Origin of the sequence: Pseudanabaena sp. FACHB-2040 (assembly GCF_014696715.1) — a bacterium.
In the GTDB taxonomy this organism is placed as follows: Bacteria; Cyanobacteriota; Cyanobacteriia; order Phormidesmidales; family Phormidesmidaceae; genus JACVSF01.
Genome location: NZ_JACJQO010000013.1, coordinates 20014 through 41627, shown reverse-complemented (window position 1 = coordinate 41627; position 21614 = coordinate 20014). Strand labels below are relative to the sequence as shown.

The following is a 21614-nucleotide window of genomic DNA, read 5'->3' as shown; positions in this document are numbered from 1 at the left end:
GAAGTCTTGGATGCTTGCTGGGAACACTTCAATGAAACTTCCGATGAATCTGATAAACTTTACGATGACCCTGAGTAAGTGCTTTTTACAGCTGACTAATATTCCAGTATGTCAGTAAAAAGAGGGTAGGGTAGCTGTTTTTTGCCCAGCACTACACAACTTTTAATAGAAATTGCCCTGATGATTCCTTCAGCAATTTCAATGCTGAACGCTAGCCTTGAGCAAACTCCAATCAGCAGGGCGCTATTTGACCAATGCTAGTTCTGGCAAGCTTTTTGACGCAATGGTAGTGGGGCTTGTTGCGAACCGCAATCCTCCCTAAAGCAGCTTCGGGCAGTGAGATTTAGCCCCACTGCCCAAAGTCGATCGCTTAGAATGTCACGGCAGCCTGACCTAGAGGGTCACTAGCTCCGCAGGCAGTCGCTTAAAGGCCAAGCGCTCGTTTTCCACGTCTACGAAAACCGTATCGCCCTCACCAAAGTCACCTCGAAGAATAGCCTTGGCCATCTGGGTTTCTAGCTCTCGCTGAATCGCTCGCTTGAGGGGACGGGCACCATACACAGGGTCGTAGCCCACCTCTGCTAAGAAATCGAGGGCCGCTTCACTCAGCCGCACCGCCATCTTGCGATCGGCTAGCCGCCGCTCTAGGCGAATTACCTGGAGCTTGACGATCTCGCGCAGTTCGCTCTTCTTCAGCGTGTGGAAGATGATCATTTCATCTACCCGGTTGAGAAACTCAGGCCGGAAGCTGGCTCGCAGCGCTTCGAGCACGCGCGATCGCATTTCGTCATACTGCTCATCGTCCCCAGAGACATCTAGGATGTACTGCGATCCGATGTTGCTAGTCATGATGATGATGGAGTTTTTGAAGTCCACCGTATGCCCTTGGGCATCCGTAACTCGGCCATCATCCAAGATTTGCAGCATGATGTTGAACACATCAGGGTGAGCCTTTTCGATCTCGTCGAAGAGAATCACCGCATAGGGCCGACGACGAATTGCTTCAGTTAGCTGACCGCCCTCGTCGTAGCCGACGTAGCCTGGAGGAGCCCCGATTAGACGCGAAACCGAGTGCTTCTCCATGTACTCAGACATATCGATGCGCACCATTGCCTCTTCGGTATCGAAGAGAAAGGCTGCCAGCGCTTTAGCTAGCTCGGTCTTACCAATGCCGGTAGGCCCTAAGAAAATAAAGCTAGCGGTGGGTCGGTTGGGGTCTGCTAGTCCAGCACGTGAGCGCTGAATAGCGTCGGCAACTGCCGTGACCGCTTCATCCTGGCCGATTACTCGGCGGTGCAGCTCGTCTTCCAGCAGCAGCAGCTTCTGCATTTCTGACTGCACCAGCTTGCTCACCGGAATGCCGGTCCACTTAGAGATGATCTCAGCAATGTCAGACTCAGTCACCTCTTCTCGCGTTAGTGACCGGCCTGAGGTTTGCAGCTCAGCCATTTTGGCCTCAGCCGCCTCTAGCTGGTGCTGTAGCTCAGTCAGGGTGCCATACTTTAGCTCGGCAGCCTTATTGAGGTCGTAGGCCCGTTCTGCCTGCTGAACTTCGACCTCAACTCGGTCAATTTCGCTCTTGACTGCCTTACGCTGCTCTAAGATGTCTTTCTCAGACTGCCAGAGGGCGTTGAGGCTGGCCTGTTCTTCTTTCAAATCGGCCAGCTCTCGGTCTAGCCGGTTGAGTCGTTCTTTAGAGGCCAGATCGCTTTCCTTTTGCAGCGACAGCCGCTCCATCTCTATCTGGAGAATTTTGCGATCAACTTCGTCGAGCTCTTCTGGTTTAGAAGTCACCTCCATCTTCAGCTTGGCGGCGGCTTCGTCTACCAGGTCAATGGCCTTGTCGGGCAAGAAGCGATCGCTAATATAGCGAGTCGATAAGGTCGCTGCTGCTACCAGCGCACCGTCAGAAATTTTGACGTTATGGTGAGTTTCGTAGCGATCTTTGAGGCCCCGCAGAATAGAAATGGTGTCTTCGACGCTGGGCTGGTCGATGTAAACCTGCTGGAAGCGTCGCTCTAGGGCCGCATCTTTCTCAATGTACTTGCGGTACTCATCTAGGGTGGTGGCTCCAATACAGCGCAGTTCTCCCCGCGCCAGCATGGGTTTGAGCAGGTTGCCCGCATCCATCGCACCCTGGGTAGCCCCAGCGCCGACGACTGTGTGAATCTCGTCGATAAACAGAATGATCAGCCCTTGGGACTCGGTGACTTCTTTGAGCACAGCCTTGAGCCGCTCCTCAAACTCGCCCCGATACTTAGCCCCAGCAATCAGTGCGCCCATGTCTAGGGCAATTAGCTTGCGCTCTTGCAACGATTCGGGCACATCGCCTTTAACGATCCGCTGGGCCAGTCCTTCGGCAATCGCTGTTTTACCAACGCCGGGTTCACCAATCAGCACCGGGTTGTTCTTGGTGCGGCGCGAGAGAATCTGAATGGTGCGGCGAATTTCATCGTCCCGGCCAATTACTGGGTCAAGCCTGCCTTCGCGAGCAAACTGAGTGAGGTCGCGCCCATATTTTTCCAGGGCTTCGTATTTGCCCTCGGGGTTCTGGTCTGTCACTTTCTGGTTTCCGCGAATTTGTTGAATCACCTGTCTGATCTTTGCTTCAGTAATGCCTAGATCCTGAAACAGCGTTTTGCCGAAGCGCTCGTCTTTAGCGTAGGCCAGGATCAGGTGCTCGATGGAGATAAAGTCGTCGCCATACTCTTTACGATAAGCCTCGGCCCGATCGGTGAGCGTATCGAAGGAGCGGCCCATATATAGCGAAGAACTGCCGCCCGAAACTTGGGGCTGCCCTTTAATAAAAGCTTCAGTGCGCTCCCTCAGCAGATCCAGGCTAACTTCTAGCTTGGTGAAGATGCTCGCCGCCAGCCCCTCTTGATCTAGCAGCGCTACCATGAGATGCTCGCTCTCAAGCTGCTGCTGCTTGGCCTGCTTGGCAATGTCTTGGGTCTGTGCGATCGCACTCCAAGCCTTTTCTGTAAATTGATTTTGGGTTGGTTGCATGAAGCTCTCTCCCCCTTAGGTGTTATCCATACTGACTACATCTTTTTGCATTGTACGGAGGTCATCCTCAAGGTAGGGATCGGTGTTCACCCTTATTCCCGAACGGGTTGCCGCCCGCAGGCTTTAGAACCTGAGGATCTAAGCGGATGAGTCTGAAGCCAGACAGTCTTTAAATCCCTGCTCGATAATAAAGACATGCCACCGGGGAGGACACAGCTTGAATCCGGTTGAAACACCTCTCAAAACCGATGCCTGGATTGCGGCTTCTTGGGATGCCTATGTTAAGGCTGTCAAAGACCCCGAACTTAATCGAGCAAAAGGGTACTACTACCAAGGGTTTATGAGGCTTGAGATGCTGCCTGTTGGGTCTGATCACTCCAGCGACCATGCTTTGATGCTCTTCGCTGTGAGTCTTTATGCAACCCTTAAAGGCATTGCTGTGACGGCAAAGGACAACTGCTCTTATCGCAAAGTGGGGATTCAGGAATGCCAGCCGGATATTTCCTACTACGTCGGTACAAAAGCGCTGGCGATTCCTCGCGGCACCAATATTGTTGACCTAAACAAGTATCCTGCCCCGGACGTGGTAATCGAAATTGCTAAGTCCTCTTTGCTAGATGATCAAGGCGCAAAACGCCTTCTCTACGAAGACCTGGGTGTGGGTGAATACTGGATTGTGGATGTGGAAAGAGGGAAGATCACGGCGTTTACTGTGGCAAACCAGGGCAGCTACCGCATTCGCGAATCTCAGCTCATTGTAGGCCTGCAAATGATAACGCTGGAGCAGGCCCTCAAGCAGAGCCAAGAAGCCGACCAAACCCAGGTTGGCAGTTGGCTCATGCAGCAGTTTAGTGCTTGAGCAATAGGCTGACTGGCAACTCTCTGTAGATAACTTGAGAAGTTGCCAAAATTTCTTGCCGCCAAATCTGTTGCCTGCACAGGCATAACTTCCGCCTCACTGGTTACTAGTGGTCTCCCAAGTCCGACCAGCAGCCTTGACAGGGTTCTGTGCAAGCGAGTTGTTGAGCGACTGGCGCTTACGCGGGTTTGTAGCGTTATTCATCAGCTTTAAGGTTTTCAGACAGTTTGGTGTGAGGTAAGGAGTGGGTAAAGACGGCGGCTTGAGTGCGATCGCGCAAGTTTAGCCGACTCAAAATACTGGAAACGTGATTTTTGACCGTCTTTTCGGCAATGCAAAGGATTTCGGCAATCTCTCGATTACTGGCTCCTGTAGCAATCAAGCTCAACACCTCGCGTTCTCTAGGGGTTAGATTTGCCAGTTCAAGCCGACGACTGTCAGCAGAATTTTTGGATGCAACAGAACGCTGCGAAAACACCTTTTTGAACAATCCGGGGCCAAGCTGGGTGTATCCCCTGTGGGCAGAGCGAATTGCATCGGCAAGTTCTTCTGAAGGCGTGTCCTTCAACAGATAGCCGCTCGCCCCAACATCCATGACTTTTTCGATATATTGTTCGTCATCAAAGGTGGTCAGAATAAGGACTTTTACCTGGGGAAAGCGATCGCAAATCAGTTGCGTTGCTGCCATCCCATCCATCACAGGCATCCGCACATCCATTAATACTAGATCTGGTTGAAGAATTGCTGCCTGCTCTACTGCTTGCTGACCATTTTCGGCTTCTCCCACGACTTTTAAATCTGCATAAGACTCTAACAACCGTCGTAAGCCCTGTCGAATAATCGTTTTATCTTCAGCCAGCAGTAGACGAATCATTGTTTTGCCCCCAGCAGCGGCAACAAGACTGTAATACAGCACCCTGGTTGAGTGATAAATCTAATTTCTCCCCCTAAACTTTCGGCGCGTTCTCGCATTCCCTGTAAGCCAAAGCCTGTTTTATTTTGCTGTAGATTAAATCCTTTTCCATTATCAGCAATTTTTAGATACAAGATTGGAGTTGCTGTATCTGCAGCTGACTGAATTTCCAGTTTAATATCAACCCGAGTTGCTTCGCTGTGCTTCTGAATGTTGGTCAGCGCCTCTTCTAAAATGCGATATGCGGAAACTTGATAGCGATCGGGAATGTGTATTGGCAAACGAATTTGTACTGTAGGCTGAATCCCGCTAATGTAGCTGAACTCGGCAATGAGATGGTCAACTGCCTCTTCAAATAACTTCCCTTGTAGTGGGTCTGAGCGCAGCATCAAGATTGCTTGCCGCAGCTCCCGCCGGGCCTCTGCACCAAGGCGTTTACTATCTTCTAGAAAGGCTTGAGCTTCTTGAGAATTGCTTTTAAGCGAGAGGGCAATATTTTCTAGAACGACGCTTTGTGCGGTGAGCAGATGCCCTAACGAGTCGTGAATTTCGCGGGCGATGCGGGTGCGTTCTTGTAGCGTTGCCTGATCTTCAATTTGCAAAGAATACTGATAAAGCTGCTCATGTGCTAGGGCAAGCTTGCGCCGTCCCTGACGCTCACTCACTAAAGAACTCACCACCAGCAGTACAAAAATTAGAATCAATCCGAATGAAAGCAGGGCATCTGACAGCAAATAAAGAATCGAGTTTTGCAAAAAGACAGAGGCCTGCTGCACCTGTTCAGAATTAAAACTGAGATTAAGTTGGACGCTACCATCGGGTTGAGTGACCATTCCCGGAATATTTGTATTCCAATCTTTAATCGCGACAAAGCGCAAAACTCCCCAGAGAATCAGGAATGGGGCAAGGGTGATTGGATAGATCAGCCACACTAATCCAGCGATCGTCCATCGTTCTCGCCGTTCATACATAACGCTGCTGCGGAGCAACACCACAATCAGTAAGGGCGACAGGGCATCGAGTCCCCAACCTTGTAAGTGGGCGATTGTTCCCAACAGAATGAACTGGACCAGCAGGTACACCCACTTTGCCATAGGTGTCGTCGGAAGCCGCAAGCCCAGAATGCCAAAGGCTGCTAAAAGTGCTGCGAACGCCAGCATTTCCTGGGGGTTTGCGGCGATTGAGCTAAACCATCTGCCATCGCTCCAAATTACGGGTCGTCCCCAGCCAGGAAACCCAAACAGCTTGAAAGCAGATAGGCCTAGCAAGATCCGTTCTAAAACCAGTAGCAGTCGAAACGGGTGAGGCTGCAGTTTTAGCCAACTCATACAGTTTCGTGCAACGACATTCTTCTTGTATCACAAGTCAAATTGCCAATGCCTGGGGCTGAAGTCCTGTTTTTACGGCATGTAGGTCTAAAGTCCCAAGACGAAATCAGGGCTTACGACTCATGTGTTTATCCCTGTCGGTTTGTAAGTTTGAGAAGTTCTGAAAGGAACAAGCTAAGTGACTGAAGGAGAAACAATGAAGCTTAACAAGTTGATGGCAATTTTAGCAGGCACGCTCGTTCTATCAAGTCTGGGAAGTGTAGGGTTTGCAGCGGTTAAAACCTTTAGTGATATGCAGCAATCCTTGATTTCGACTAGCAGCAAAGAGGAGTTCAAAATGGATGAATTGGTCCCAGCGGAAGAAGCGCAGCAGTGGCAAGAAGCAAAGCAACGGTACGCTGATGCTGGCATTACTCTCACACCGCAGCAGGAAACTATTATTCGACAGGCACACCGTCAATTTACAGTCGAGATGCGCCAAGTTTTTCAGAACAATCCGCTGATGACGATTGCACAACTGCTTGCTATATCTTCTTTGCCTGAAGCACAGAGAGAAGATATGGTAAGAGCGACGGAACTGGATGAGCGGTTAGGAACTCCTGTGCAAGCCTACCGAAACAGTGTTCTCGATGCTTTGACTCCGGAGCAGCGTCAGATTTGGGAGGAGCGCATTTGGCAGGGCGGTAGTCAGGCACAATCATCTGAGACTTCTCAGGTCACTTTTAATGCGCCCGATCCAGCTGAACATGCACAACAGTGGGAGGCTACAAAGCAGCGATTCAGAGATGCGGGCGTTCCCCTAACTCCCCAGCAAGAAGTGCAAATGCAGGCTGCCGATGCCAAACTGCAAGCCGACCTGAATCAGGAATTCCAGTCGAATCCCACCGGAACTTTTGCCCGATTTATGGCGGTTGCTATGCTGCCTGCTCTCATTACTGAGCGGTTTGCAGAAGGGCTTTTAGGTCAATCAGTCCTCGCTCATTGGGACACGATCGACCAGATTCTCACGCCTGAACAGCAGCAGGTTTGGCAACGCCCAATCAACCAAACGCAAACCGAGGCGCGAGAAGGTGACTAACGTGCTCTACGGCAGTTTGGAAGTGCTCGATCGCACCATCAAGCATCTGCATACCCTCCGCTACGCCGACCCCGACGACTGGAGCGACCCCATCCCTAGCGGCAAGGATAGCCAGTGGATGGGGTTTTGATCAAGCACCTGCTGATTGAGTAGGTCTTTGCGATCGCACCCTCCCCCAGAAACTCTGAAGCGGGGTGCGATCGCACCCCGCCCAGCCAAAACCAGCCCAAGCCAGTTGTGAAGGCTGGACACGCCCCTTAAAACACCTGTGCGAATCGCAGAAGATCCGCTTGCCCACCGGTTTCCAGGAAGGTGGGCATTGGAAAGTCCGATGACATTTGTGAGGAAGTCTTGCCAGGACAATGCCTACTCTACCGTAGCTAAACTGAAGGGAGCATGCCTATTCCTGTATAAAAAACAACTAACAAACGATAAGTGGCAGGCCTCAAATAATAAATGTAAGATCCGATTTGAGAGCTAGTTTGGGATGGATGATAGTCATGCGAGTACCCATTGACAAACTAATCGTCAGCCTTGGCGTTATCCTGGCAGTCGGAGCGCTACCAGCCCAGGCACAAGTTTCAGACCGTCAAGTTGCAGCACTGGTCGAGGCGCTTCGTCAAGCAGCGCCTCAAACGGGACGTGCAGATGATGGACTTTATAGTGACTGGCAGATTATGCCAGGAAATATCCCCCGCTGGTCAAGGTCATGTATCGGTCGAGAGCTTTCGCCGACTGAGTTTGAGGCGAGCCCAGACGCTGCCCGTTCGGTTGTGACCTGCGTGATGCGGGATGTGCTGCAAGATGAGTATGACGCTAGCGGTAACGATGAAATGCTAGCGGTGCGTCGATCTGCTGCCTGGTGGATGCGGGGTGACCCGTCTCAGTACAACAGTTCTGAGATTGCAGACTACGTTCAGCAGGTCGTGAATGCCTATGGGCAGCAGCAAGGAACAGCAGCAGCGGCGGCAGCGCCTCGATCCTCTCCGCCTGCGACACAACAACCGCCTCAGTCAGTAGAGTTTGATCGCTATATGGAGGCAGGATATGAGGCAACAGAGCAACGCGATTATGAAACCGCGCTGCTCTATTTTCAGCGGGCATTAGACGAACGTCCCAACAATTCCTATGCCCAGCAGGCCATTCAAAATGTTGAGCAGTATCGCACAGACACTTCTGAAGATGCCCCTGATAGTCAATCTCAACCTAATCCCTAGTAGCTTATGAAAAATTTGCTTGTTAGTTTGGCGGCGATCATTCCTGTTGTCAGTGCTTCTGGTGCGCTGGCTCAATCTACTCAAGCAAACTGGGTCGAGGTAACGCGCAATGCTGTGGGCGATCGTTTCATGGTAGAGCGTAACTCCATTGAACTTAGAGATGGCATTGTTTGGTATTGGGAGCATCGCGATTTTCCTGAACCAAACAATGCCTTTATCGGGGTTGAGCTGGAGCAACCGGTGTATAGTGCCCTCCTGTATCGCTCTGTTGATTGTGCTGGCGGTGTTTCTCGGCTCCGGCAAATTATTGTTCATGGCCAGGAGCGGCAAGTGATTCAGCGCATTAACTATGGGGATGCGGGTCAGTTGACGCAACCTCAAGCAGGCAGTAGCGCAGCAGCCGTCTTGCGCTTTGTCTGTGAACAGGCCCAGGCAACACCAACTGCACCCCAACGATGACCCTACGGGTACAGCCAAAATCGAGAGAACCTTGGCTCATGCTGCCTAACGGCAAAATGCAGCGGCGGTAGACAACTTTTGCAACCTCATAAGTGGCTCTCGTCCGTCCGCTACTGATTGAGTAGGTTTTTGCGATCGCACCATTCTCCCAGCAGCTTTAAGGGGGGTTGCGATCGCACCTCGTCCAAGCAAAACCAGCCTCCATAATTCAGGGTGCAGCCTTCGCGCTAGATCGGTTGTTTAGATGCTAAATAAACACGACGAGCTCTTATTGAGAGATCTCAAACTACAGCCAACCTGGCTCATGCTTGCGTATATTAGCTTGGGCATTTTCGCCGCTGGTTTGGGATTTTTAACCGAGAGTGGCCTGTTGTCTAAGGTGGCTTGCCTAGGCGGTGGTTTTTTGATTGCTCTGGGAGCAGAAAAGCTAGTGAGCCGTCGCATTAGAGCAGCAGCCCTTGCCCTAATCAGACAGCGCTCAACCTAAGACCGAGCTTTCCTATATTCTCCAGCAGGCTAATTTCCCTCATGTTAATCAGGAAAAGGATGCGCGCCTACTGTATACCCTGATCGCTACTCCTGCTAGACTTACGTCCCTTCGATGCAAAGCCCTTCCCAAAAACCCCGTACCAACCTTCTCAAGCGCATTCTCATCTTCACTACCTTGGGAGCCGGTCTTGCCGTAAGTTTCCCCTTTTTAGCTTTTGGCGCACTGCTAGCCCAAGACGGCTGGAGCGAGTGGCAGCGCTGTCGCGGCTACACCCAATTCAACGCTGAAGCCTGGCAAGAGACAACGCTCATCTCCGCTCCTCGCCATGTGCGGAGCTGCATGGTTGATGACCTGCTGGCACAAGGGCTGCTTACAGGCCAGAAACAGGCTGACGTAAAAGTACTTTTGGGAGAGCCCGAATCAGAAATCGGCTACTTTCCGGAATACGATTTGGTCTATCACTTAGGGCCTGAGCGCAGCTTCATCAGCATGGACTCTGAATGGCTGGTACTCAAGCTTGACTCGTCAGGTCAGGTGAGCGAAGCCAAGCTGGTGACGGACTAAGCGTACACGCTACTCAATCACCAAGCGAGACAGCCCTGTCCCTGGGTAGTAGTTAGCCAAAATCTGAGTGTAGTTGTAGCCTTGGGAAGCCAACTGCATGGCTCCTGTTTGGCTCATGCCCTGACCGCCGTGGGCCTCCTGTACAATTTGGTCAGAGGCAGCATAAAGAGACTCCACAATGCCGCCGTTGTAGCTGATGAACTCGCCTGAGGTTTCAGCAACCGCGATTTGGGTTGTGTTGGTCTCCTTGGCGATGCCCTTGTATGCCTGAAACCGCTCGGTATTGTCGAGGTCAAAGTGGCGACTAGCGGGGCGAACGTGGTGAGTCAAGGCATAGGAGCGGGCGGCAATGGCTTGCGCTTTGAGTGCTTCAATGGGCCAGTTAACAAACATTTCGGTGCCGACGACGCTGCTCAGGTAGTCATGCATCAGCACATAGTTGACCGCCAGTAGGTTGCCTCCATCGTTGAGCAGCAACACCCGACCCTTGAACCAGGTGTCGTTAATGTAGATGTAGCCGCCTTCTGCAGATTCTAGCCAGACTGCTGTTCCTAACTGGCAGTTGCCAAAGTCAATGCCCTGTCCGGTGGGTCGGGCTACGTAGCTGGTCTGAGCCGGAATGTTGCAGTAGTTTTGGCCATTGAGATCCATCAGGTAGCCTGCCGTGGAAACCCCGACACTGAGGCTGCTGGCGTTACGTGCGATCGCAACCCGCATCTCCAGATTGGTATCAATAGTTGAGCCTGGGTTGACCGCTGCCTGGGGAGCCGGAACTGGCGGAGCCGCTGCTGCCGCTATTGGCGTTGCCGCCGCTGCTGGCCGAGCCGCTGCTGCTGGAGCTGAGGCACTAGCAGCGCTTGGGGGAACGGCTGCTCCAGGGGCTGCTGGGTTAGCAGCGGCCTGAGGAGGAGTTGCGCCTGTAGGTAGGGGCAGCAGCACACGCTCAGCCCGATAAAGGCCCACGATCGACTGGCGCACTACGCCATTAGCCTGCCAAAGAGAGTCTTGAAAGGCGGCAGCTTTGCTGGCTCGTGCCAGGGGAGAGGCTGCAAACTGAGCCGCTAGCACCGTGGCAAAAACCAGGCCGCTGGCAGCTATGAGGTAGGGCAGAGAGAGAATAGATTTGCCGTCGCCCAGCTGCAGTTTGCTGAGAGGAATGCGTAGCGCCTCCACGGAAATCTGCCGCAATTTGGTGGGCTGCAGACGCACCTGCTTGAGTTGGGGAGGCTTCAACTGCTGAAGGGGTTTTACCATGCTTTTAACAAGACACCACAGATTGCAAGAGTTTTAGAGGGCAGTCCCTGCCTATTCCTCGTCCCATTTAAACTCAGTCAGCCCAATTTGGGCAGGATTTGGCTACTAAGATCGGGAATTTTCAGAAATTGTACGGGGGAATGAGGATTCCAAGAATATTTTTCTGCCAAAGTGAAGAGAATGATTTTGCTGTTATGAGAAACAGCATGCCTATGAAGACATAGGAGGAATGTTTTTATTGCTAATGGCCCCTGTAGGCATGATCGTCTTCAAAGATCACTAATTCCTGACAAAATCCTGAACAATTTGTGTTGAAGCGTACACAGAAATGGTTGTCAAGAAAACATAAAGTTCACCCGATGAAAATTCTTGTGATAAGTCTTGACGGGTTTTCAAGCTAATTAATAGCGTAAATGATAGGATTTTCCTAAGATATGGCCGAAGTTAACCCAAAAGTCGTCATGACCGATTCAGGTGTCCCCACATCTCCCGATAGTTTAGAATCGCTGCCGCGTGAGGTGCGTGTTGCCAATCTGCGAAACGCACTAGAAACGCTGCAGATCGCCGATGAAATTGCCAAGCAAGGATATCTGATCACTAGCTCTGAGCTAGCAGATCTTATGGACGTTAACGCCAGTGCAGTGACCAGTCGAGGAGAGTACTGGGCCTGGCGCAACTGGACTGTCTCCCGAGTGCGGCGGGAGGGCAATCAGATTCTTTGGCAGCTAGAGCGAATTGACTAGCGCCAATCTGTTAACAACTTTTCAACCCAGGGATGACTAGAAAGTGGCTGCTTTCTGTTTTTCCTAGTGCATCTATCCAAAATTCGTGGGTTCAAGTGGGGCATTTTTTTTGGCCTAGGGCTCCTTCTGTTTTTGGCCCTCAACGGCTGGCACTCCAGTTCAGCGCTCACGCCCAGTCAGGTTCCTCTGCCCCAAGATCCTTACCTGCAAGCTTACTTTAACCAAAGCCAGGCCAGCGTTTACACCGAGCCTTACCGCAAAGTCACCCGCTACGGGGACAACCTAGAGCAGGTGATCATCGACACTCTCAATCAGGCTCAATCTTCTATCGACGTAGCTGTTCATGAGCTAAACTTGCCGGGAGTTGCCCAAGTTTTGTGCGATCGCGCCCAAGCCGGGGTGCAGGTACGCCTCATCCTAGAGAACACCTACAGTCGCCCTTGGACAGGGCTGAGCCCTTCTCAAGTAGGCGAGCTAGATGAGTACCGTCAGGGCAAATATAGTGAGTTCATTTCGCTAGTCGATCAAAACCGGGACGGCAATTTGAGTGAGGCAGAGCGCCGTCAGCGCGACGCCCTCTATATTCTGCATCAGGCTCAGATACCGCTGATCGATGACACAGCAGACGGCTCTAGAGGCAGTGGCTTGATGCACCACAAGTTTGCAGTCATAGACAGCCGCATCGTTCTAACGGGGTCTACAAACTGGTCGATTAGCGACATTCACGGAGATTTTGCCTCCCCTGAAAGCCGAGGCAATCATAACGCGCTGCTGGTAATCAACAGTCCGGCGCTGGCAAGTCTCTATGCCGAGGAGTTCCAGGAAATGTGGGGCGATGGCGCAGCAAAACGTAAAGATAGCCGCTTTGGTAAACAGAAAACCTATCGGGCAGTGCGATCGCTCTCTCTACCAGGAACAACTCTACAGCTGCAGTTTTCACCCACCCCCAAACCCCAAACCTGGGCCCAAAGCGTCAACGGCCTGATCGCCAAAACGCTGCAGCAGGCCCAGAGAAAAGCTGATCTAGCGCTATTTGTGTTCTCAGAGCAGGCCCTGAGCAATACGCTGGCTCAAGCTGCCGGGCGGGGTGTCCAAGTCAGCACCCTAATCGATCCTGGATTTGCCTACAGGGATTACAGCGAAGGTCTAGATATGCTGGGAGTCCGTATGCCGAACCAGAAGTGTGGTTACGAGGCTAACAATCAGCCTTGGACAAAGCCCATCCTGTCGGCGGGCATTCCCCACCTAGCTGAAGGCGACAAGCTGCACCACAAATTTGCTCTGATTGACGACATGACCGTCATCATCGGCTCGCAAAACTGGAGTAAGGCCGCTAACGACACCAACGACGAGAACCTGCTGGTCATTCGCAACCCCACCGTAGCGGCCCATTTTCGCCGAGAATTTGATCGGCTCTACAGCACTGCTGACTTGGGTATGACCCCCCTGTTACAGGCCAGCCTTAACAAACGTCGTCGCGCCTGCGGGCTGTAGTGAGCACTATTCGTCTGCCGGAACTTTGTTTACAAAGCCAACTTGCATCAAGCTGCGTAAACTTCAGTAAAGGCCCCTCCCCGATCCCAGGGGGCTATGATACTTTAGAAATATCAAAGGACAACTGAATAAACATACAAGCCTAACTCAAACCCGCGGTAGACGAGAGGCTGGTGATAGTTTCGCAACAAATCTAAATTTGCCCTAACACGACCAATCTTTGAGAAAGCTCTAGTTAGAGTCATTTCCAATTCTAAATGTCGATATAGGCATCGGTTGTGCGGGTGTAGTCCCTTAACGTACTGAAATGTACTGATTGATTTGGTAGCTACGCTTTTTGATTCACTTGATTAGCTTCTTTAATTGGGTCGAAATTCGCTAGAACCATTGCTCGTTGTCTTTTGAATTGTCAACTTTAGGACAGAGGGTAGCCAGGGCGGCTACCCTCTTGTTGTTTAAGACAAACGAACGTTATGGCGGATTTCACTTCTAAAAGGCGCGAAGGTTCTCAGCCTGCTGGGGTGCAACAAAAAAGCGAGGTGGCCTCTGAAGAATGCGATCGCTGGCTGGCTTTGGTAGCGGGCAACTCTCGCCTTCACTGGGCTTGCTTTAAAGGGCGGCAGCTAATCTGCTCCTGGCATACCGCCCACCTGAATGCTGACCAGGTGAGAAATCTGCAGGCTCAGGGGCTACAGGCGGCAGGTTGGCAGGGTTTAGCTCCTACGATTGAGGTTGAGATACCGGTTGCGGCAAAACCGCTACCTCTATGGGCGGCTTCGGTTGTTAGAGAGCAGATCTCTCTATGGCAAACATATCCTGCTCTACAGGTCGTTCGCTTGGAGCAGGTTCCGCTGCAAAATCTTTACCCGGCTTTAGGTGTTGACCGAGCTTTGTCGTTGCTGGGGGCAGGGTTAATTTATGGCTGGCCGATGCTGGTGATTGATGCAGGCACTGCCTTGACCTTCACAGCAGGCACTGATCACTGCTTTGTAGGGGGCGCGATCTTGCCGGGGCTCTCCCTGCAGGCGCAAGCTTTGTCTAAGGGCACTGATGCCTTGCCTCAGATTGAGTGGGCGCAAGACACACTGCCCCAGCGTTGGGCAGCCAGCACAGCAGAAGCCATTCAGAGCGGCATTCTCTATACGCAGCTAGCGGGTATGCGAGACTACCTAGCAGATTGGTGGCAGCAATTTCCAGCAGGTAAGGCCGTGCTTACGGGGGGCAATGCCTCCCGCCTGCTCAGCGCCCTCAGGCAGACTACCCCTGCGATCGCTGAGCAGATAGGCTTTGACCCAAATCTTATGTTTCTAGGCCTAGCAGCCTGCCGCAGTTCTACAGACCACTGATGCGAGCTTTGTAAGCATTAGCATCGAGCCCGGCAGTAGCGGCTGGGTTTCTTTCGGCATTGAGCAGGTTTTGCAGACTGGTCACCCGGTTGCTGGGATCGGGGTGAGTGCTGAAGAATTCGGGGGGTCGGCCGCTCTGGTTGTTGAGCCTTTGCATGAAGGTGACAAAGCCAGACTGGTCGTACCCGGCCCGACCCATGTTGGCAAAGCCTCGACGATCTGCATCATACTCATCTGCCCGTTGGTTAGGCATCTGCAGCGCCAGCTGCACACCGATATTGACCAGCCTGTCGCGGTTGACGCCTATGGCTCCGGCAATGCCACTTGCGATCGCACGTTCCCGCATCTGATTAACGGCGTGGCGACCCGTGATATGCCCAATTTCGTGAGCCATGACGCCCGCCAACTCAGCTTCGTTGGCAGCAGTTCTGATTAGGCCAGTATTGACGTAGAGGAATCCGCCCATCGTGGCCGAGGCGTTGACACTGTTATCTTCTAGCACTTGGACTGTATAAGGCAGATTAGGGCGATCGCTAGTCGTCGCTAACCGCTGACCAATCTGGTTGACGTAATCCACAATGGCTGGATTGCGATTGTAAACGCGTACACCCTGGCGCTTAATCTGCTGGTCGATTTGGCGGCCCAGAGTGACTTCATTTTGGTCAGAGAGATTGGACAGCTGAATGTACTGAACCCCGTTAAAAATCAGGTCTAGAATGCCCGCATGAGAAGGTGTAGGCGTGGCTAGACTAATGCTGACAGCCATCAGCAGAGACATCAGGCCGTATAGCCAGCGGCGTTGATATTTCTGGATAGAGTTTGTGAGATGAGATAACATCATGGGACCGTGCGGTGAGGAAGGACGAAAGAGCAGGCAAAAGAATGTTTAGAGATGCAAGAGGGATGATAGCTGGTGCTGACTTATCAGCTCACAAATCCTCTAAAATCATCTAATTTTAGAGTTCCCGGAAGATTCCACGGGCTACTCCTATAGTTTAAGAGACAGCAACAGACGATCAAAAGTGCCTGCCTATGCTTCAATAGTAACGACTCGGCTCTCCTCAATCTGGAGGCCGATTGGCCACTTATTGTTCTGGGCAGGTTGGGCAGGTCAATATGAAGCTTTTAGATACAAAAGGGCGGCTATTCGGTAAGATCAGCCTCCTCGATTTAGGTGCAGCTCTAATTATCCTGGTGGCGCTAGTCGGCATTTTCTTCTATCCTGGCACCTCCGGTTCGGTTGCTCAGATGGGGGCCGTAACCAAACCAATCGAGGTGGATGTGATGGTTCGGGGGCTGACCGTTGCCGATCCACAAGGGCTGTTTAACACCCTGCAAAACTCAGAGACGACCAACGTTATTATTCGTAACCAGCCCTATGGCAAGGTCGGCATCAAGGAAGTTAAGCTGTTGCCCCGCAGTGTTGCCGTTCCCCAGCCCGACGGTACAGTGAAGTCTTACCCCGACCCTCGGCCCGAATTGGGGTACACCGTTGACATGCTGATGACCCTGACCGGAGATGCCCAGATCACCAGCGATGGTGCAGTTTTTGGTAACAGCAAGGTCAAGGTCGGTACTCAGATTGAGGTAGAAGGTGAGTTCTATAACTTCTTTACCAGTACCGTTGGCGTGCGCGTTCTAGAACCTGCCTCCTAGTCAGTAGGCCATCGCCTCAACTTGGGTCAGTAAGTGGGCCAGCGCCCGCAGCCGTTTTTTTAGAGAGACGCGCCTGGGCGCGTCTTTTTCAATGTTTTGGCTAACCCGCTACGGCAGCGTATTAGCCTATTAGTTGGCACTCTAATAACAGCTTGAAACGAATGAACTCAGTAGTGGCTCCCTCAGTCGATTGGACTCAACTAGCTCAGCAGGCTCTAGCAGGTGACCTGATCAGCCGGGAAGCGGCTCGCGCTGTATTACAGGCTCCCAACGCCCAGCTTTTAGACCAGCTGGCGGCAGCTTACCGGGTGCGGCGGCACTACTGGGGAAATCGAGTACGGCTACATTTTCTACTCAACGCCCAAAGCGGTCTGTGCCCAGAGGACTGCCACTACTGTTCCCAGTCGAAGATTTCTGGGGCTGAAATTGAGAAGTATCCCTTGATGGCCCAGGAGCAAATTTTGGCAGCCGCTGAGCGGGCTCATACGCTCCAGGCTGGCACCTTCTGCATGGTGATTTCAGGGCGATCTCCCTCAGAGCGTGTTTTTAACCAGGTGCTAGAGGCTGTGCAGACAGTGAAGTCTCGCTACCCTATGAAAATCTGCGCTTGTCTAGGGCTTTTAGATGCAGATCAGACTCGCCGACTGGCTGCTGCTGGGGTTGATCGGGTTAACCATAATCTCAATACGGCGGAGAACTACCACGAGTCTGTCTGCACAACCCACACTTTTCAAGATCGAGTAGACACAGTTCAAGCGGTTCAGGCCGCTGGCATCACCACTTGCTCCGGCGGCATTTTGGGCATGGGTGAGTCAGACGATGACGTGATTGATCTGGCCCTTTCCCTGCGGCAGATGAACGTGACCAGCGTGCCCCTAAACTTTTTGATTCCTATTCCCGGCACGCCTTTTTCAGAACAAAACACGCTCACTCCGCGTCAGTGTCTACGCATTTTGTGTCTGTTTCGCCTGCTGTTGCCCTCTCAAGAGATTCGCATTGCCGGGGGGCGGGAGGTTCACCTACGCCACTTGCAGCCTCTGGGCCTGTATGCGGCTAACTCTATTTTTGTCGGGGACTACCTGACCACGCCCGGTCAGGCAGCCCAAGCTGATTTTGAGATGATTCGAGACATGGGGTTTGTTCTCGAAGCGCCAGATGGCTCTCCGATTAGCGCTACATAAAGGCGCGATAGTTTTGGCTGAGGAAAAGGGCTCGCTCTGCATTGCGCCGCCTGACTAAGCCAGGGAGCTGCTGCCCGCCTGCATTGACCCAGCGGGGAAACTCATTGGCTGCACCACTGTAGTCTCCAGCGTTGAGCTTTCTCAAAAGCGTGGAGCTTCGCAAATTGCCCAACCCCACATTAAAAGAGAAAGACACTAGAGAGGAGAACTGGTTTTCGTTAACGGTTACTTTGACGGCATCAATCACGCCGCGCTCAAACAGCCCCAGATCTCGCTTTAGGATGTTTTCAGCCTCGGCTTGCGTGATCGTTAGGCCAGGGGTGACATTGGGGGCACCGGCTGCTGAGGTGTGACCGTAGCCAATCGTCCAGACGCCAACTGAGTCTTGATAGGCCTTTAGACGTACTCCTTCAAAGTGCTTAATAATTTCTACGCCAGCAGCATTGGTTTGGCGGGCCCCTGAGGCCGGTGGAGTAGTTGGTGGGACAGGGGGCGGGGTGGGCGGCAGGGGTGGCATTGGCTCAGGTTCGGGGGTTCCTGTGCCGATGGAAACGGTCATGGCTTTGGGGTAGTCATCGCGCATGAACCAGGAGCGCAGGCCAGAGATGTTGAGTACTTGTTCTTTTGGGTTTGCGTTTGAGGGATATTTTGAGATTCTTGAAATCCAATATCCACCCTGCATCAAGTAAATAGCTTTATCGGTTTCCTTAATCCAGGTCCCCATGCTTCATCTCCCTGAAGACGTTATATCCAGGAATTTACAGTACTTTTTCCGCTGGAGAACGTCTTTATGGATAAATTCTTGGAGAGTTGTCGTGTTTTCTAATCTTCTAAGGTGTGAGCTTAGGAGCTCCCCTGTCTGCTTTGAGGTGGAATTGCTGAGAGCTGACCATACGCGAAGCTCAGGGGAACTCTACAGCGGACCTCCTGTATTGGCCTAAACCAGGCAACGCTGTAATCGGATTGTCTAAAGCCGCCCAAATCTAAAAAAGGCAATAACTGCTCAGATTTGCCGTTGTTGCCCGTGATCGGCTGAGATTCTAAGAAAGGCAAGAGCCACCACTGGAAGTTCAAGGATTAAGATAGGTGAAGACGCAGGCACCCTGAGAATCCTATGCCTATTTCAACGGCTTTTGCCGCTCCCATCGCGGGCCTAGTGGCTCCAACCATTCGTCAGTTGCCCAATGGGCTCACCATTATTGCCGAGCAGATGCCAATTGAGGCAATCAACCTGAGCATTTGGTTGCGGGTTGGCTCAGCGATTGAATCAGACCCTATTAATGGCATGGCTCACTTTCTAGAGCACATGATTTTTAAGGGCACCCCAGCATTGCAAAGCGGTGAGTTTGAGCGGCTGATTGAGGGGCGAGGCGCTGTGACCAATGCGGCTACCAGCCAAGACTATACCCACTACTACATCACGGCGGCCCCTAAGGACTTTGCTGCCCTAGCCCCGCTGCAAATTCAGATGGTTCTAAATCCGCGTCTGGCTGATGAGGATTTTGAGCGGGAGCGACCCGTCATTCTGGAGGAAATTCGGCAGGCTGAGGACAACCCCCGCCGCCGCACTTTCTATCGATCTATGGAGATGGCCTTTGATCGGCTGCCTTACCGCCGCCCGGTCTTGGGGCCTGCAGCCGTCATTGAGCAGCTGCAGCCTCAGCAAATGCGAGATTTCCACCGCACTTGGTACCAGCCTCGCTCTATGACGGCTGTTGCGGTGGGTAATTTGCCTGTGGATACTTTAATTGAGGTGGTGGCAGAGGCGTTTGAACAGGCCCAACTGGAGCGCTATGGCCATGACTGGGCAGTCGCATCTGGTCTGTCTCTAAAGCAGTTTGAAACTTGGACTGCGCCTAAACCAGAAGCGCCCTTTGACTGCATTCGACGGGCAGATTATGCCGATAGCAGTCTGCAGCAGGCGCGTTTGATTATGAGCTGGCGGGTGCCTGGCCTGAGGGATTTAGAAGAAACTTACGCGCTGGATATCCTGGCATCAATTTTGGGTCAGGGCCGCACGTCGCGGTTGGTGCGCGACCTGCGGGAGGAGCGGGGCCTGGTTAGCAGCATTTCGGCCAGCAATATGACCTATGGGCAGCAGGGCGTGTTTAATGTGTCGGCCCAGGTGCCGGTGGAAAATTTGGAGGTGGTGGAGGATGCGATCGCACATCACATTGCTGCCATCTGCAATACCCCCATCACCGAATCCGAACTTAGCCGAGTTCGCACCCAGGTAGCCAACCGCTACGTCTTTGGGTCCGAAACCCCAAGCGATCGCGCTGGCCTGTATGGCTACTACCACACCCTCACCGGTGATGTCGGCTACGCTCTAGATTACCCCGCCAAAATCCAGGGCCTAGAAGCGACGCACATTCAGCTGGCAGCGCAGCAATACCTCATCCCAGACGCCTACGGCCTGGTGACCCTCCGTCCGGCTTAGACAGTTGCCTATGTGGACCTCAATTGCAGAGCAAATTAGTCAGGCAACCGGGCAGCCCTTCACCGTGCAAGCCCAGCATTCGATAGGTGGGGGGTGCATCAATCAGGCATACCGCATCACCGATGGGTCACAAAGCTACTTCGTTAAGCTTAATGCAGCAACCCAGATGGGCATGTTTGAAGCCGAAGCGCTGGGCCTCAAGGAAATTTACGACAGCCAAACTATTCAGGTGCCGCGCCCAATCTGTTGGGGAGTCGCTGAAAGTTCCGCTTTTATCGTGCTAGATTGGCTCGAGTTCGGCTATGGCAGCGAACAGGCCTGGCAGCGCATGGGCGAGAACCTGGCAGTTATGCACCGCGTCACCAGCCCCCAAGGTTTTGGTTGGGACCGCAACAACACCATTGGCGAAACACCCCAGCGCAACCCCTGGACTCAAGACTGGGTAGAATTCTACCGAGAACATCGGCTGCGCTACCAGTTTCAGTTAGCCCATCGACGCGGCGGCCATTTTCCCCGGCAGGAAGAACTGCTAACAGCAGTGCCGACCCTGCTTGCAGGACACACCCCCACTCCATCTCTTGTGCATGGCGATCTCTGGTCAGGCAACACCTCAGTCACAAAAGCAGGCGAACCCGTGATTCTCGATCCGGCAACTTACTACGGCGATCGCGAAGTAGACATCGCTATGAGTGAACTGTTCGGCAGCTTTCACCCCGCTTTCTATAGAGGCTACAACGCAGCCTATCCACTCGACGAAGGCTACCCTCAGCGCAAGATTCTCTACAACCTCTATCACATCCTCAACCACTTCAACCTCTTTGGCGGCGGCTACGCATCTCAAGCAAATCGGATGATTGATCAGTTGTTGAGCTAAGTTTGATATAGTAAGAAATTGAAATGCGGCGGCATAGCCAAGTGGTAAGGCAGAGGTCTGCAAAACCTCCACCCCCAGTTCGAATCTGGGTGCCGCCTTCATTAAAGCGCAAATTTTCAGCTGAGAACGTCCCTTTTATCAGGCGTTTTCGGTTTTGCCCTTTTTGGCATGTTGTTATTTGTAGCTGGTTTTGTTATTTGTAGCTGGTTATAGATAACTGAGGGCAGAATTTAGGCCAAATTTTAGGCAACGGTTTCAGTGGACTTCAACGAGCGCATCAACCGAGCCAATAGCAGGCTCAAGGCTGCTAAGATTCCCTGTCGCATCGCCTAGGTGGAGCGAGCCCTCTTGTGCGGGGCACTTTCCCACCTGTCCTGACAGTGTGAAAGATCGCCCCTCAGCAGTGCATCGCTTTGGGCCTGCCTGCTAATGCGCGAGGCCTGTTGTTGGCAGAGCAACAACCTGGAAAACTGACTACCGGCAGCCATTTAACAAGTTGTCACCTGCTGCGGAGTTGACGGTGGAGCCGCTGCTACAGGTGGCTCGGACAACACGCGCAACACGCGCAGCCGGTTGAGGGCCCGCAACGCATTTAGGCAACTGGGAGAGCAATGTCTTACCTACCAACAATCCGGTAACGCTGGTAAGCAATACGGCAGATGGCGCGTATGTGGCGCTGAGCGATCGCAAGTTCGCCGCCTAACAGCAC

General features: G+C 52.6%; 20 protein-coding genes and 1 tRNA gene. 15 read left to right on the top strand and 6 right to left on the bottom strand.

Annotation, left to right across the window (positions count from 1 at the left end):
• Positions 1-393 precede the first annotated feature (393 nt).
• On the bottom strand, positions 394-3009 hold the full coding sequence (gene clpB / locus H6G13_RS15935) for an ATP-dependent chaperone ClpB (RefSeq protein WP_190484482.1): 2616 nt from the start codon (positions 3007-3009) through the stop codon (positions 394-396).
• Between the two features lie 217 nt (positions 3010-3226).
• Here clpB and H6G13_RS15930 point away from each other — a divergent pair, with 217 nt between their 5' ends.
• Positions 3227-3868, top strand: coding sequence for a Uma2 family endonuclease (locus tag H6G13_RS15930; RefSeq protein ID WP_190484481.1), 642 nt, complete (start codon positions 3227-3229; stop codon positions 3866-3868).
• 196 nt (positions 3869-4064) lie between these two features.
• Here the strand turns inward: H6G13_RS15930 and H6G13_RS15925 are convergent, their stop codons facing one another.
• On the bottom strand, positions 4065-4742 hold the full coding sequence (locus tag H6G13_RS15925; protein ID WP_190484479.1) for a response regulator transcription factor: 678 nt from the start codon (positions 4740-4742) through the stop codon (positions 4065-4067).
• Entirely contained in the window at positions 4739-5875 is a 1137-nt protein-coding gene (locus tag H6G13_RS15920; RefSeq protein ID WP_190484477.1) for a sensor histidine kinase, read from the bottom strand. Before H6G13_RS15920 ends, H6G13_RS15925 begins: the two co-directional genes overlap by 4 nt.
• A 571-nt stretch (positions 5876-6446) precedes the next feature.
• Between H6G13_RS15920 and H6G13_RS15915 the strand changes: the two genes are divergently transcribed.
• The 6 genes from H6G13_RS15915 to H6G13_RS15890 all read left to right on the top strand — a co-directional run bounded on the left by H6G13_RS15915 (position 6447) and on the right by H6G13_RS15890 (position 9917).
• Positions 6447-7187, top strand: coding sequence for a hypothetical protein (locus tag H6G13_RS15915; RefSeq protein WP_190484475.1), 741 nt, complete (start codon positions 6447-6449; stop codon positions 7185-7187).
• On the top strand, positions 7180-7317 hold the full coding sequence (locus tag H6G13_RS15910; RefSeq protein ID WP_190484957.1) for a hypothetical protein: 138 nt from the start codon (positions 7180-7182) through the stop codon (positions 7315-7317). Before H6G13_RS15915 ends, H6G13_RS15910 begins: the two co-directional genes overlap by 8 nt.
• A gap of 370 nt (positions 7318-7687) precedes the next feature.
• Complete coding sequence (locus tag H6G13_RS28325) at positions 7688-8404, top strand: hypothetical protein (RefSeq protein WP_199305943.1); 717 nt, start codon at positions 7688-7690, stop codon at positions 8402-8404.
• A 6-nt stretch (positions 8405-8410) separates the two neighbouring features.
• Positions 8411-8863 carry a surface-adhesin E family protein gene (locus H6G13_RS15900; protein ID WP_190484474.1) on the top strand — a complete coding sequence of 151 codons (453 nt, stop codon included), beginning with the start codon at positions 8411-8413 and terminating at the stop codon, positions 8861-8863.
• 304 nt (positions 8864-9167) lie between these two features.
• Positions 9168-9350, top strand: coding sequence for a hypothetical protein (locus H6G13_RS15895; RefSeq protein ID WP_190484471.1), 183 nt, complete (start codon positions 9168-9170; stop codon positions 9348-9350).
• Positions 9351-9464: 114 nt separating this feature from the next.
• Positions 9465-9917: a hypothetical protein gene (locus tag H6G13_RS15890; RefSeq protein WP_190484468.1), complete on the top strand. Its 453-nt coding sequence runs from the start codon at positions 9465-9467 to the stop codon at positions 9915-9917.
• A 9-nt stretch (positions 9918-9926) separates the two neighbouring features.
• On the opposite strand, the gene H6G13_RS15885 is transcribed toward H6G13_RS15890, so the two are convergent.
• Positions 9927-11171, bottom strand: coding sequence for a SpoIID/LytB domain-containing protein (locus H6G13_RS15885; protein WP_190484466.1), 1245 nt, complete (start codon positions 11169-11171; stop codon positions 9927-9929).
• Positions 11172-11605: 434 nt separating this feature from the next.
• Here H6G13_RS15885 and H6G13_RS15880 point away from each other — a divergent pair, with 434 nt between their 5' ends.
• The 3 genes from H6G13_RS15880 (at position 11606) to H6G13_RS15870 (ending at position 14754) form a co-directional block, all read left to right on the top strand.
• Positions 11606-11914, top strand: a complete 309-nt coding sequence (locus tag H6G13_RS15880; protein ID WP_277882521.1) for a hypothetical protein — start codon at positions 11606-11608, stop codon at positions 11912-11914.
• Positions 11915-11980: 66 nt separating this feature from the next.
• Positions 11981-13408 (top strand): phospholipase D-like domain-containing protein, encoded by a 1428-nt coding sequence (locus tag H6G13_RS15875; protein WP_347277492.1) that lies wholly within the window; start codon positions 11981-11983, stop codon positions 13406-13408.
• 473 nt (positions 13409-13881) lie between these two features.
• Positions 13882-14754, top strand: a complete 873-nt coding sequence (locus tag H6G13_RS15870) for a pantothenate kinase (protein ID WP_190484463.1) — start codon at positions 13882-13884, stop codon at positions 14752-14754.
• Here the strand turns inward: H6G13_RS15870 and H6G13_RS15865 are convergent.
• On the bottom strand, positions 14741-15595 hold the full coding sequence (locus H6G13_RS15865; protein WP_242028358.1) for a M48 family metallopeptidase: 855 nt from the start codon (positions 15593-15595) through the stop codon (positions 14741-14743). The genes H6G13_RS15870 and H6G13_RS15865 overlap by 14 nt on opposite strands.
• Before the next feature lie 275 nt (positions 15596-15870).
• On the opposite strand from H6G13_RS15865, the gene H6G13_RS15860 reads away from it, so the two are divergent.
• Together H6G13_RS15860 and bioB are read left to right on the top strand one after the other, a co-directional pair.
• Entirely contained in the window at positions 15871-16410 is a 540-nt protein-coding gene (locus tag H6G13_RS15860; protein WP_190484460.1) for a DUF4330 domain-containing protein, read from the top strand.
• 161 nt (positions 16411-16571) lie between these two features.
• Positions 16572-17591 (top strand): biotin synthase BioB, encoded by a 1020-nt coding sequence (gene bioB, locus H6G13_RS15855; protein WP_190484457.1) that lies wholly within the window; start codon positions 16572-16574, stop codon positions 17589-17591.
• Here the strand turns inward: bioB and H6G13_RS15850 are convergent.
• On the bottom strand, positions 17584-18315 hold the full coding sequence (locus tag H6G13_RS15850; protein ID WP_190484454.1) for a lysozyme: 732 nt from the start codon (positions 18313-18315) through the stop codon (positions 17584-17586). The two genes, bioB and H6G13_RS15850, sit on opposite strands and share 8 nt — an antisense overlap.
• A 390-nt stretch (positions 18316-18705) precedes the next feature.
• Here H6G13_RS15850 and H6G13_RS15845 point away from each other — a divergent pair, with 390 nt between their 5' ends.
• The 3 genes from H6G13_RS15845 to H6G13_RS15835 all read left to right on the top strand — a co-directional run bounded on the left by H6G13_RS15845 (position 18706) and on the right by H6G13_RS15835 (position 21003).
• Entirely contained in the window at positions 18706-20031 is a 1326-nt protein-coding gene (locus H6G13_RS15845; protein WP_190484450.1) for a pitrilysin family protein, read from the top strand.
• 10 nt (positions 20032-20041) lie between these two features.
• Positions 20042-20905 (top strand): fructosamine kinase family protein, encoded by an 864-nt coding sequence (locus H6G13_RS15840; RefSeq protein WP_190484446.1) that lies wholly within the window; start codon positions 20042-20044, stop codon positions 20903-20905.
• A gap of 27 nt (positions 20906-20932) precedes the next feature.
• Positions 20933-21003, top strand: a tRNA-Cys gene (locus tag H6G13_RS15835).
• Positions 21004-21614 lie beyond the last annotated feature (611 nt).